This is a genomic window from Streptomyces sp. NPDC001927 (assembly GCF_053594455.1).
On the sequence record NZ_JBSFEN010000005.1, the window covers coordinates 228,421 to 240,732 of the forward strand.

Consider the following 12,312-nt stretch of genomic DNA (forward strand, 5'->3'; position numbering starts at 1 on the left):
TCAGCCCCGTGCCTAGCGGATGTTCGGGTCGAAGGTGAAGATCACCAGCGTGCCCAGAAGGATGGTGAACACCGTGGCGGTGTACAGCAGGCCCTTGAGCCACAGGCGCGTGTTGGCCCGCTCCGCGTAGTCGTTGATGACCGTGCGGAGGCCGTTGGCGCCGTGCAGCATGGCGAGCCAGAGCATCAGGAGGTCCCAGACCTGCCAGAACGGCGAGGCCCAGCGGCCGGCCACGAAGGCGAAGCCGATCTTGGAGACGCCGCCGTCGAGGAAGAGCTGGATCAGCAGGTGGCCGAGGACCAGGACGACGAGGACGATGCCCGAGAGGCGCATGAAGAGCCACGCGGCCATCTCGAAGTTGCCTCGGGTCGCCCGCGGCGTCTTGCCGGTGCGCTTGCGGGGGGCCTCGATGTACGGGGCCGGGTTGTCCACGTCGTAGTGGGCGGCGCCCTCGACGGGACCGATCGCGGAAGTGGTGTCAGCAGACATGTCTGGCGTCAGCTCCCGAACAGTTCACGTGCGGCGTGGCCGAGGACGGGGTAGATCGAACCCGCCATCAGCACGACCCAGATGCCCACGACGGTCCAGAGCATCTGCTTCTGGTAGCGCGGGCCCTTGGACCAGAAGTCCACGGCGATGACCCGAAGGCCGTTCAGCGCGTGGAAGAGGATGGCGGCGACCAGGCCGTACTCGAGGAGTGCGACGATCGGCGTCTTGTACGTGGCGACCACTTCGTCGTAGGCCTCGGGGGAGACGCGGACGAGAGCGGTGTCCAGCACGTGTACGAACAGGAAGAAGAAGATGAGGACGCCGGTGACTCGATGAGCCACCCAGGACCACATTCCTTCCCGGCCGCGGTACAGCGTTCCAGCCGGCACGGAAAAACCCTCCGGGAGCGGGGATCAGGGTCGGCCGGCTTCAGTGTCGGTCTGACCCGGCCGGGTACGGTCCACCGGCCCTGGTCATCGTAGCGACGACTTGTCGGTTCGCTCGCGCGGGGTCCATAGGTGTGATCAAAGAGGCACGGAAGGACTACGGACGGGCTATCACCTCGCCCCGAATCACCGCATTCCGGACGCCCGTCCGGCCGTCTGTGCGCGGTTCACGGCCGTTTGTACGCGGTCCGCGGGCGTCTGGCCCCGGTTCGTGGCCGTCTGTGCCCGGTTCGCGGTCGCGCCGAGGTGGTGGGCGAGTCGCGCGCGGGCGAGCCGGCGCAGTTCGTCGGCGGCGACCACCCGCTCCTCGTCCGGTTCGTTGGCGAGCCGGGAGCGGATGCCCGCGAGGACCTGGTCGAGGCGCTCACCGGGGCGTACGCCGTCCAGGCTGATCACGAAGGCGTGCCCGAAGCGGCTCTCGTACGCGGCGTGGGCGGCCCGCAGGGCGGTGTGCGCGGCGGGCGGGGCGTCGGGGTGGGGCGTGGCCGAGGACTCGGCGGCGAGCGCCCCGTCGCGGTCGGCTGCGGACAGGTCGTACCCGGCCTCGTCGGCGGCGGCGAGCAGCGCGTCGAGGGTCGGGTACGGCCGGTGCGCGGTCACCCGTTCGGCCCAGCGCCGGCTGTGGCAGCAGGTGAGCAGCAGCTCCTGCGCGGCGGAGGCCGGGAGGGCGTTGAAGCGCGCGAGGGGATCGTGATCGCCGTGCTGGGCGGGTATCGCGGGAGTGGCGGCGGGGGTCGCGGCGGAGCCCAGGTTCCGGTTCCGGGAAGGGGCACGGGTGTCGCTGGTCAGCGTGGGCTCCGGGAAAGGTGGGGTGGGTGTGACTCAACGTTATCGACGGGGAGGGAGAAGTGTCCGAAGGATGCGCGAATTTCACCCGGAAGGGAGAGTTTCGGAACGTGTGCGTGACGTTCCGGCACCGGTTTCTGGACGTGTACGGTCCTCGAACGGTTCCCGTACGTGCCTCGAATGGCCGCACCCCGCCCCCTGAGGGAGGATTCCGAGTGATGCGCTACGCCATACGAAGGCCCCACGCGGGCCCCACTCTCGTCGCGGCCGTGGTGGCACTGGCCACCGTGACGGCCTGCTCCAACGGCGCGTCCGAGGGCCCGGCGGGCCCCACCTCCGGCGCCGGTACACCGTCCCCCGTGACCACCTCGCCGACGAGCACGCCCCCGCCGAGCCCCACGCCCACCCGGACGTTCCCCCTCTCCAGCGCCCCCCTCACCGTCCCCGCCGTCCGCGACCACGAGGCGGCACGCGGACCGGGCTGGCGCCCCACGCCCGAGGCCGGGGTCGTCGTCGCGGCGGGCAGCGAGGGCCTCGCCGACGAGGGCCGGCTGCTCGCGGGGGAGCTCAAGATCGCGTACCGGGGCGCCGTGGCGGCCCGCGCGGGCGACGTCGAGCTGGCCCTCGGCGGCTCGGGCGCCCCCGAGTCGTACACGCTCACCACCCGCGACGACCGGGTCAGGATCACCGGCCCCGACCAGGCGGGCGTCTTCTACGGGACGCGCACGCTCAAGCAGTCGGTGAACGGCTCCGGCGCCATGCCCGAGGGCACGGTCACCGACGCGCCCGCCAAGCCGCAGCGCGGGCTCAACCTCGACATCGCCCGCAAGTTCTTCACGGCGGAGTGGATCGAGGCCCGGCTGCGCGAGATGGCCGACCTCAAGCTCAACCAGTTCGGCCTGCACTTCTCCGACGACCAGGGCTTCCGCATCGAGTCGGACACCCACCCCGAGATCGTCTCGGCCCAGCACCTCACCAAGGCCGAGGTGCGCCGCATCCTCGCCCTCGCGCAGACCCTGCACATCACCGTCGTGCCCGAGATCGACTCGCCCGGACACCTCGGCGCGGTCCTGCGCGCCTACCCGGACCTGCGGCTGCTCAACGTCCAGGGCGTGCCGCGCCAGGGCGCCATCGACATCTCCAAGCCCGCCTCCGCGAAGCTCATCGACGAGCTGCTGCGCGAGTACGCCGGGCTCTTCCCCGGCGGCTGGTTCCACGTCGGCGCCGACGAGTACCAGGCGTTGACCGTCCGCGACCCGGCCGCCTCCTACCCGCAGCTGGCCGCGGCGGCGCGCGAGAAGTACGGCCCGCAGGCCGGCGTCCAGGACCTCGCGGAGGGCTGGCTGAACGACCGCGCGGCGGTGGTGCGCGGTACGGGCAAGGTGGCGAAGGCCTGGAACGACGGGTTCTTCCGAGGCGGCGTCGTCACCGCCGACAAGCGCATCGAGGTCGAGTACTGGACCGGCAAGGAGATCGGGGCCCGGCCGCCGATCGAGTACCTCCAGGAGGGCCGGAAGGTCGTCAACCTGAACGACGAGTTCCTCTACTACGTCCTCGGGGAGCCGAACGAGTTCACGTACCCCACGGGCCGCCGGATCTACGAGCAGTGGACCCCGCTGGTCCTGCGCGGCACGACGCCCGTTCCGGCGCGGTACGGCACCCAGATCCTCGGCGGCCGGTTCGCGGTCTGGTGCGACCTGTCCCAGGCGCAGACGGCGACGCAGGTGGCCGACGGGATCCGGATGCCGCTGACGGCGACGGCGCAGAAGCTGTGGGACGCCCGGACCCCGACGGCCAGTTGGGACCAGTTCCGGGCACTTGCCGTGAATGTGCGCAACTGACGGGCGCCTGACCAGCGATTTCCCCATGGACGGGGCCTTTCCGTTCGCGTACGGTCCCGTTCGCGACGGCCGCGCGGCCGCGCCGGCGCCTCGGGGAGGGGCACCGCTCACCCGTGGGGGTTCGCTCGACCATGCTCCGTAATCCCGTCGGCCTGTCGTACGCCGTGGTGGCGCTGCTCGCGGCGCTCGCCGTGGCCGACGCCGCTCTCTTCGTCGCGGCCCTCGACGTGCGCCTCCTGATGACCGGCAGCCCGGAGGACCGGCCGGATGCTTCGAAGTTCGGGCACATGGGCGTCGACGTCGTGTCGGTGTTCCAGGTGCTGATCCAGCTGGCGCTCATCGTCGTCTTCCTCGTCTGGTTCTTCCGGGTCCGCAAGAACGCCGGGGTCTTCGCGCCCGATGTGCACCGGGGCGGGCCCGGCTGGGCCATCGGCGCCTGGTTCGTCCCGATCGCCAACCTCTGGTGGCCGCGGAGTGTCGCGGCGGGCATCTGGCGGGCCAGCCGCCGGGACCCGTACGGCGACGGCAAGGGCGAAGGGGAGTCGTTCGCCCTGCTCAACTGGTGGTGGGTCTGCTGGGTCCTGGCGGATGTCATGAGCTTCTTCGCGACCTCGGTGTACGACGACGCGGACAAGGTCGATGAGTTCGCGGCGGGGGCCGGCTTCCTCATGGGAGCGGCCGTCCTCGACATCGTCGCCGCCGTTCTCGCGATCCTCTTCGTTCGCCGTCTGACCTCTATGCAGCACGCCAAGGCCACTGGCATGATTCCGGCCGCGTAGTGACGAAATCACGCCAGGTGGCGCAGTAAGAGGCAGTGCCGCGACCGCGACGGGAGGCCTCGATGAGCCTGCTGGAACTGATCGACCGGGCCGACGAGCGGAGTCTGGCGGCTGCCGGGCTCGCCTGTCTGGACCGCTGTCTGCCGCTGCTCGCCCCCGAGGGAGGGGACGTGCTGCGGCCCGTCTGGGCCGCCGTGGCCCGGGGGGACGGCGATGCCTGGGGCGAGGCGGTCGCCAAGGCCCGGGTCGAGCTGGACGGCGCCGGTACCGAGGAGGGGGAGGCGGCCGGGCTCGTACGGGAGATGCTGGGCGCCGCGCCCGCCGAGTGGTCCGACGCGCCGCTGCGGGCCTGGGCGTCCGGATGCTCCGTCACCGCGCTCGCCCTGCACGGTCGGTACGACGCGGCCGAGGTCACCGACGAGTCGATCGCGCGCTGCCGGGCCGGGGACGGGGCCGGAGCCGGTCCGCTCCTCGCCGGCGAACTGCGCCGGCAGGAGACCGTCCTCGAATCCGTCGCGCACGGGCCGACCGGGCTGCGCCGGGCCCGCGAACTCTCCACGGAGGGCGGCCGGGTGCTCCGCGCGGTCGTCTCCCGCCGGGCCCGTACGGCCTGAGACGTACGCGTAGGGGGCGGGTGCCCGTCAGGCGCCCGCCCCCTGCGCGTCCCCGCTACTCCGCCGGCTTCACCGCGAGCTGCTCGATGGTCGCCGCGATGTCCGCCTCCGCCCGCGCCTTGGTCAGGCCGAGGCCCGTCAGGACCCCCTCGCCGTCCTCGAACTCGAGCAGCGCGAGCAGGACGTGCTCGGTGCCGACGTAGTTGTGGCCGAGCCGGAGCGCCTCGCGGAAGGTCAGTTCGAGCACCTTCTTCGCCGCCGCGTCGTACGGGACGAGCGCGGGCACCTCCTCGGCCGCCGGCGGCAGCGTCGGGGTGACCGCCTCGCGCAGCGCCTCGGGCGTCACGCCCTGCGAGGCCATCCAGAGCACCGCGAGCCCCTCGGGCTCGGCGAGCAGGCCGAGGGCCACGTGCCCGGGGGCGATCTCGGCGTTCCGGGCGGCCGTCGCCTCGTTCTGGGAGGCCACGACGACGTTCCTGGCCCGGGGGGTGAAGCGGCTGAACCCGGCGTTCGGGTCCATCTTCTCCGTGTCGGGGTCCTTGGGGACGAAGCGCTTCTGGGCCGCCTGGCGGGTGACGCCCATGCTCTTGCCGATGTCGGTCCAGGAGGCTCCGGAGCGCCGGGCCTGGTCGACGAAGTGTCCGATCAGATGGTCGGCCACGTCGCCGAGGTGGTCCGCCGCGATCACCGCGTTCGACAGCTGGTCGAGCGCGTCGGTGTTGCTCTTCTTGATCGCTTCGATGAGGTCGTCGAGCCGGACAGGGATGGTCATACCGACTGGGTTCGTCATGAGTGCAACCCTAGGTTGACAGTCCTGGGGTGTCAACCATCGGTTGACAGTCGGCGGGGCGTGCGAGGGCCCGGAGCGGTGGTCACGACGTGGCAAGGGGCCCTGAACCGGGCGGAAAAGGAGGACGACCGGGGCCGCCACCCCCCACAGGAGAGGCCCCGGTCGTCGTCCGCGGAGCCGCAGCACGGCCCCGTACTCCCTTCAGCGCCGTACAAGCGTTTTCTGTCACACCACCGCCGACGACCGCCGATGTCCCAAGTTGGTTGCAAGTTGCACAAAGAGCGGACGTACGTGGACGCTGTGGCCGAGAAGCACGTAGCGTCTGCTGGGTGCCGACCGGTACGGCGGTGGTGACCAGCCGTGATGACGAACAAGGGTGGGGAGTGCTGGGGGAGGACGCGGAGCTGACAGCCGCGGTGCTCGCTGCGCAGGACGGGAACGAGGACGCCTTCCGTACTGTGTACCGCGCCGTGCACCCCCGGCTGCTGGGCTACCTGCGCTCGCTCGTCGGTGACGCCGACGCCGAGGACGTCGCCTCGGAGTCCTGGCTCCAGATAGCCCGCGACCTCGACCGCTTCAGCGGCGACGCCGACCGGTTCCGCGGCTGGGCCGCCAGGATCGCCCGCAACCGGGCACTCGACCACATCCGGATGCGCGGCCGACGCCCCGCGACCGGCGGCGACGAGACCGAACTCACCGACAAACCCGCCGAGTCCGACACTGCGGACGAGGCACTGGAAGCACTCGCCACCGGCGACACCATGCACCTGATAGCCCAACTTCCGCAGGACCAGGCCGAGGCCGTGGTCCTCCGCGTCGTGGTCGGCCTGGACGCCAAGAGCGCCGCCGACACCCTCGGGAAGCGCCCCGGCGCCGTGCGGACCGCGGCCCACCGCGGCCTCAAAAGGCTCGCCGAACTCCTCGGAGTCGAGGGCGACGGCGGGGCCGCTCCCCTCGGGGGCGTACCGCCGCAGCGCGGTCGCGGGCCGGGGGTCCAGACCCCCGGTGGTGTGACGCAATCGCGCGCGCGGACGCAGAAGGACATGTGATGGCCGACGAGCGGTACCAGTGGCTCGACCAGGAAGCCGCGGAGAGCCTGCTGCGCGGCGAACCGGTCGACGCCGTCGACGATCACACCCGTACCGAGGCAGACCGGCTGGCCAGAGCCCTCGCCGAGGTCCGCCCGGCGCCCCTGGCCCACGCGGTGGACGTCGAACTCCCGGGTGAGGCGGACGCGCTGGCCGCCTTCCGCGCGGCCGCCGCCGCGCGGGGCCTGACCGTGCGTTCCGCCCCACACGCACCCCACACATCGCACGCCCCGCCCGCCCCGCAGGCCGTCGCCGAACTCGGCGCGGTACGGATCAGCCGGGCGCGGGCCGCCCGGCGCTGGGGTCGCTCGCTGCGGTACGGACTCGCGGCCGCGGTCGCCGCCGTGGCGGTCGGCGGGGTCGCCGTCGCCTCGGGCTCCGGCATGCTGCCGTTCACCACGGACGGCCCGACCCCGGCCGGCTCCGTGTCGGCGGCGGACACCCCGGGACCGGTCTCCTCGCACTCCCCGGACTCCTCCGAGTCGCCGGGGCCGCGCGTCGACATGGTCACGCCCTCGGTTCCCGGCACCGGCGACCACAGCCCGCCCGGCGCGTCCCCCTCGGCGCCGCTCACCCCCACGCCCTCCGGTACGACCGGCGCCGGCGACGGCGCGGGTACGCCCGAGGGTTCGGGCGGCAAGGGCGGCGCCGGCGGTACGGGCGACGGCACCCCGGAACCGGGGAAGACCACCGCCCCGGTGGACAAGGGCGGCGAATCGTCCGGCGCCAAGCTCACCAAGGCCTGCGAGGACTTCCGCGCGGGCCGCATCGACGAGACCGCCAAGCGCCGGCTCGCGCAGTCGGCACGCACCGGCGAGAGCCTGCGCCGCTTCTGCGACCGGGTCCTGGCCGACCCCGCCCGCTCGGACGGGAACGGCGAGGACTCGTGGGGCGACGGCAAGGGGGACTGGAGCGACAGCCGCACCAAGGACCGCGCCTCCGCTCCTGACGCGACTCCGGGGCGCGTTCTGGCCCAGAACCGGGCCGTCGACCCCGCCCCCACGCGTCTCAGGGACCTGCTCGGAGTCCCTTCGATGAACACGGTGTGACACTTTTCGGCCTGTCGGCGCAGTACAGAGTGAGCCGACTGGTCATCGGCCGCGCGTGAGCCGGGGTTCCCCCCGTACCTTCGGCTCCGCGCACCGGCGCGGGTGGGACACGTTCCCCCGGTCCCACCCGCGCCCCTTACTTCCCGTACCTGGTGACTACCAGTGCACGACGACCTTGTCGCCGACCTTCACCTGGTCGAAGAGGGCGGAGAGCTTCGCCCGGTCCCGGACGTTGACGCAGCCGTGCGAGGCCCCGTTGTAGCCGCGGGCCGCGAAGTCCGCCGAGTAGTGCACGGCCTGACCGCGGCTGAAGTACATCGAGAGCGGCATCGGCGTCTTGTACAGCTTCGACCAGTCGTTACGGACCTTGCGGTCGACCTGGAAGATGCCCTCGCGGGTCGGGGTGTTCTCCGAACCGAAGCGGACGTCCATCGACGAGACGACCTTGCCGTCGATCATCCACGCCAGCGTGCGGGTCTCCTTGCTGATGCACAGCACCCGGCCGGTCATGCAGCGCGGGTCCGGCGTGTCCAGGGTGTTGGTGGTGGCCGGCTTCAGCTCGGCGGCCGTCGGCTTGCGGGTCATCGCCGTCAGCTTCTGCCAGGTGACCTCGTCCACCGAGCCGGTCTCCGGCAGCTCCCGCTTCTTCTGGAAGGCCTTGACGGCCTTGCCCGTGATCGAGCCGTAGAAGCCGGTGGGCGCCCGGTCGAAGTAGCCGATCTGCCGCAGCCGCGCCTGCAGCTCGCGCACCTTCTCGGTCTCGTCCCCGTCCTTCATCAGGACCTTGCCGGCCGGCTGCGGGGTGGTGGCGGAGGCGCTGGGCGTCGCGGAGGACGGCTTGTCGTCCGTCGTCGGCGTACCGCTCGGGGGCGTGGACGGCGTTTCCGTGGCCGGGGCGGAGGCGGACGTCGACGGCTTCCCGCCGGTCGACGGCGAGGAACCGGAGCCACCCGAGCCGCCGGCCGCCTGGGCCGTACAGCCCGTGGCGATCGCCACGGCGACCGTGGCCATGAGTGCCCTGCCCATGACTGCTCTGCGTATGACGGAAGAACGGCGCATCTGTAGCCCCCCGGGGAATCAGCTTGTGTACCTCTTTGATGCTTCCCGCGCGCCCTTGGTTGCGCACCGGGCGGCAGCCCGGACCATGCTGTGACACAAGCGAGATCTCAACGAGAGGCGCGACGCATGGTGCGCGAGTCGGAGTCGGGACTGCCCATCGAGCCGGTCTACGGACCGGAGGCCCTGGCCGGGTGGGAGCCCGCCGAGAGACTGGGCGAGCCGGGCGCGTACCCGTTCACGCGCGGGGTGTACCCGAGCATGTACACCGGCCGGCCCTGGACGATGCGGCAGTACGCGGGTTTCGGCACCGCCGTCGAGTCCAACGCCCGCTACCGGCAGCTCATCGCGAACGGCACGACGGGCCTCTCCGTCGCCTTCGACCTGCCGACCCAGATGGGGCACGACTCGGACGCCCCGATCGCGCACGGCGAGGTCGGCAAGGTCGGGGTCGCCATCGACTCGATCGACGACATGCGGGTGCTGTTCGACGGGATCCCGCTCGGCGAGGTCTCCACCTCGATGACCATCAACGCGCCCGCCGCCCTCCTCCTGCTGCTCTACCAGCTCGTGGGGGAGGAACAGGGCGTCCCGGCCGAGCGGCTGACGGGCACGATCCAGAACGACGTGCTCAAGGAGTACATCGCGCGCGGCACGTACATCTTCCCGCCCAAGCCCTCGCTGCGGCTGATCGCGGACATCTTCAAGTACTGCGGCGCCGAGATCCCGAAGTGGAACACCATCTCGATCTCCGGCTACCACATGGCCGAGGCCGGTGCCTCGCCCGCGCAGGAGATCGCGTTCACCCTCGCCGACGGCATCGAGTACGTCCATACCGCCGTCGCCGCCGGCATGGACGTGGACGACTTCGCGCCACGCCTCTCGTTCTTCTTCGTGGCCCGGACGACGATCCTGGAGGAGGTCGCCAAGTTCCGGGCGGCCCGCCGGATCTGGGCGCGGGTCATGCGGGAGGAGTTCGGGGCGCGGAACCCCAAGTCGCTGATGCTCCGCTTCCACACCCAGACCGCCGGGGTGCAGCTCACCGCGCAGCAGCCCGAGGTCAACCTCGTCCGGGTGGCCGTCCAGGGCCTCGCGGCCGTCCTCGGCGGTACGCAGTCGCTGCACACCAACTCCTTCGACGAGGCCATCGCCCTGCCGACGGACAAGTCCGCCCGCCTCGCGCTGCGCACGCAGCAGGTGCTCGCGTACGAGACGGACGTGACCGCCACCGTCGACCCGTTCGCCGGCTCGTACGTCGTGGAGAGCATGACGGACGACGTCGAGGCCGCCGCCCTCGAGCTGATGCGGAAGGTCGAGGATCTCGGCGGCGCGGTCGAGGCGATCGAACGCGGCTTCCAGAAGGGCGAGATCGAGCGCTCCGCCTACCGGATCGCGCAGCAGACCGACAGCGGCGAGCGGGTCGTCGTCGGCGTCAACCGCTACACGATCGACGTCGAGGAACCGTACGAGCCGCTGCGCGTCGACCCGGCGATCGAGGCACAGCAGGCGGAGCGGCTCGCGCGGCTGCGCGCCGAGCGCGACGGGACGGCGGTGGCCGCGGCCCTCGCCGAACTCCAGCGGGCGGCGCGGGGCACGGAGAACGTCCTGTACCCGATGAAGGACGCGCTCAGGGCGCGGGCGACGGTCGGCGAGGTCTGCGACGCGCTGCGGGAGGTCTGGGGGACGTACGTCCCGAGCGACACGTTCTGAGCGGCGGCACGTTCGGGCGACGCCTTGTGAGCTGCGGATTTCGAGCGACCTTCCGAGCGACCTCCCGAGCGATCTTCCGCGATACGAAACGGGGGAGCGGGCTGTCGTACCCCCGTGCGAGACTCGCGTACATGCTGGGTGTCACCGATCTTCCGACCTATCTCGTGGGCCTCGTCCTCATCATCCTGCTGCCGGGGCCGAACTCGCTGTACGTGCTGTCCGTCGCCGCCCGCAAGGGCACGCGGACCGGGTACAAGGCCGCCGCGGGCGTCTTCACCGGCGACGCGGTGCTGATGACGCTGGCCGCGCTCGGCGCGGCCTCGCTGCTCCAGACCACGCCCCTGCTCTTCATGATCGTGAAGTACGCGGGCGCGGGCTATCTGGTGTGGATGGCGTACGGGATGGTGCGGTCGGCCTGGTCGATGTGGCGCACCCGGCACGACGTCGCCGACGAGGAGGGCGCGGGGGGCGCGGCCGACGCGGGGGAGAACCCGTACCGCCGGGCGCTGATCATCAGCCTCTTCAACCCGAAGGCGATCCTCTTCCTGATCTCGTTCTTCGTGCAGTTCGTGGACCCCGGGTACGCCTACCCGGCGCTGTCCTTCCTCGTCCTCGGCACGCTGCTCCAGATCGGCAGCTTCCTGTACCTGACGATGCTCATATTCGGCGGCACGCGCCTCGCCGCCGCGTTCCGGCGCCGTCGTCGGCTCTCGGCCGGGGCGACCACCGCCGCGGGCGCCCTCTTCCTCGGCTTCGCCGCGAAGCTCTCGCTCAGCAGCGCCGCTTGACCCTGACACCGTGTGAGGCCGTGTCGTAGGAGTCGTCATGTTCACCATCGGAGACTTCGCCCGGCACGGGCGGGTGTCGGTCCGCATGCTGCGCCACTACGACGCCATCGGACTGCTGCGCCCGGCCCACGTCGACCCGCACAGCGGCTACCGCCACTACGAGGCGGACCAGCTCGCCCGGCTCAACCGTGTCATCGCGCTCAAGGAGCTCGGCTTCACCCTGGAACAGGTGGGGACGATCCTCGACGAGCAGGTCGGCGCGGAGGAGCTGCGCGGCATGCTGCGGCTGCGCCAGGCCGAGCTGGAGACAGCCCTGGCGGAGGCGGCGGGACGGCTCGCCCAGGTCGGCGCGCGGCTCCGAGCCATCGAGAGCGAGGGGCACATGCCCACGCAGGACGTCGTGATCAAGAGGATTCCCCCGGTGCGGCTCGCCGAGCTGAGCGGAGTGGCCGCCGGCTTCGGCCCCGGCGAGATCGGCCCGGTCATCCAGCCGCTGTACGAGGAGCTGTGCGCGCGCCTGGCGGCGGCGGGCTTCACCGGGTTCGGCCCGGGGATCGCGTACTACGAGGACGCGGGCCGCGGCGACGGCTCGATCGTCGTCCACGCGGGGATGACGCTCCCCGCCGGCACGGAGGCGGTGGCCGGCGTCGACGTCGTCGACCTGCCCGGCCTGGACGAGGCGGCCACGGTCGTGCACCGCGGTTCGATGGAGGACATCCTTCCGACCGTCCAGACCCTGGCCACCTGGATCGACGCCCACGGCTACCGCTCGACGGGCTACTCCCGCGAGCTCTACCTGGAGTACGCGGAGGACCGCGCGAAGTGGGTGACGGAACTCCAGGAACCGGTCACGCGCGCGTGAACTCCACGGCCCCG

The 12,312-nt window shown here is 71.7% G+C and carries 13 protein-coding genes; 8 read left to right on the top strand and 5 right to left on the bottom strand.

Going from position 1 to position 12,312, the window contains the following annotated elements:
* Positions 1-12 precede the first annotated feature (12 nt).
* The 3 genes from ACWCO8_RS14975 to ACWCO8_RS14985 form a co-directional block, all read right to left on the bottom strand.
* A complete protein-coding gene (locus tag ACWCO8_RS14975) occupies positions 13-489 on the bottom strand; it encodes a succinate dehydrogenase hydrophobic membrane anchor subunit (RefSeq protein ID WP_329116889.1) in 477 nt (158 codons plus the stop codon).
* Positions 490-497: 8 nt separating this feature from the next.
* Complete coding sequence (gene sdhC, locus ACWCO8_RS14980) at positions 498-878, bottom strand: succinate dehydrogenase, cytochrome b556 subunit (protein WP_189948009.1); 381 nt, start codon at positions 876-878, stop codon at positions 498-500.
* A gap of 183 nt (positions 879-1,061) precedes the next feature.
* On the bottom strand, positions 1,062-1,685 hold the full coding sequence (locus ACWCO8_RS14985) for a 2-oxo-4-hydroxy-4-carboxy-5-ureidoimidazoline decarboxylase (RefSeq protein WP_451032845.1): 624 nt from the start codon (positions 1,683-1,685) through the stop codon (positions 1,062-1,064).
* 254 nt (positions 1,686-1,939) lie between these two features.
* On the opposite strand from ACWCO8_RS14985, the gene ACWCO8_RS14990 reads away from it, so the two are divergent.
* From ACWCO8_RS14990 to ACWCO8_RS15000, 3 genes are all read left to right on the top strand, one after another.
* Positions 1,940-3,562: a beta-N-acetylhexosaminidase gene (locus ACWCO8_RS14990; RefSeq protein WP_451032555.1), complete on the top strand. Its 1,623-nt coding sequence runs from the start codon at positions 1,940-1,942 to the stop codon at positions 3,560-3,562.
* A 131-nt stretch (positions 3,563-3,693) separates the two neighbouring features.
* The gene (locus tag ACWCO8_RS14995) at positions 3,694-4,341 is read left to right on the top strand and encodes a DUF4328 domain-containing protein (protein WP_451032556.1); all 648 of its coding nucleotides are present in this window, start codon (positions 3,694-3,696) and stop codon (positions 4,339-4,341) included.
* Between the two features lie 62 nt (positions 4,342-4,403).
* The gene (locus tag ACWCO8_RS15000) at positions 4,404-4,955 is read left to right on the top strand and encodes a hypothetical protein (protein ID WP_451032557.1); all 552 of its coding nucleotides are present in this window, start codon (positions 4,404-4,406) and stop codon (positions 4,953-4,955) included.
* Positions 4,956-5,010: 55 nt separating this feature from the next.
* On the opposite strand, the gene ACWCO8_RS15005 is transcribed toward ACWCO8_RS15000, so the two are convergent.
* Positions 5,011-5,745: a Clp protease N-terminal domain-containing protein gene (locus ACWCO8_RS15005; protein ID WP_362013843.1), complete on the bottom strand. Its 735-nt coding sequence runs from the start codon at positions 5,743-5,745 to the stop codon at positions 5,011-5,013.
* Between the two features lie 383 nt (positions 5,746-6,128).
* On the opposite strand from ACWCO8_RS15005, the gene ACWCO8_RS15010 reads away from it, so the two are divergent.
* Both ACWCO8_RS15010 and ACWCO8_RS15015 read left to right on the top strand, forming a co-directional pair.
* Positions 6,129-6,794, top strand: a complete 666-nt coding sequence (locus tag ACWCO8_RS15010) for an RNA polymerase sigma factor (protein ID WP_451032846.1) — start codon at positions 6,129-6,131, stop codon at positions 6,792-6,794.
* Complete coding sequence (locus ACWCO8_RS15015) at positions 6,794-7,882, top strand: hypothetical protein (RefSeq protein ID WP_451032558.1); 1,089 nt, start codon at positions 6,794-6,796, stop codon at positions 7,880-7,882. The genes ACWCO8_RS15010 and ACWCO8_RS15015 overlap by 1 nt, the downstream gene beginning before the upstream one ends.
* A gap of 156 nt (positions 7,883-8,038) precedes the next feature.
* On the opposite strand, the gene ACWCO8_RS15020 is transcribed toward ACWCO8_RS15015, so the two are convergent.
* Positions 8,039-8,908, bottom strand: coding sequence for a L,D-transpeptidase family protein (locus ACWCO8_RS15020; RefSeq protein ID WP_451032559.1), 870 nt, complete (start codon positions 8,906-8,908; stop codon positions 8,039-8,041).
* Positions 8,909-9,067: 159 nt separating this feature from the next.
* Here ACWCO8_RS15020 and ACWCO8_RS15025 point away from each other — a divergent pair, with 159 nt between their 5' ends.
* The 3 genes from ACWCO8_RS15025 to ACWCO8_RS15035 all read left to right on the top strand — a co-directional run bounded on the left by ACWCO8_RS15025 (position 9,068) and on the right by ACWCO8_RS15035 (position 12,298).
* A complete protein-coding gene (locus ACWCO8_RS15025) occupies positions 9,068-10,648 on the top strand; it encodes an acyl-CoA mutase large subunit family protein (protein WP_451032560.1) in 1,581 nt (526 codons plus the stop codon).
* A gap of 131 nt (positions 10,649-10,779) precedes the next feature.
* Positions 10,780-11,436 carry a leucine efflux protein LeuE gene (gene leuE, locus ACWCO8_RS15030; RefSeq protein ID WP_451032561.1) on the top strand — a complete coding sequence of 219 codons (657 nt, stop codon included), beginning with the start codon at positions 10,780-10,782 and terminating at the stop codon, positions 11,434-11,436.
* A 37-nt stretch (positions 11,437-11,473) separates the two neighbouring features.
* Positions 11,474-12,298 (top strand): MerR family transcriptional regulator, encoded by an 825-nt coding sequence (locus ACWCO8_RS15035; protein ID WP_451032562.1) that lies wholly within the window; start codon positions 11,474-11,476, stop codon positions 12,296-12,298.
* Positions 12,299-12,312 lie beyond the last annotated feature (14 nt).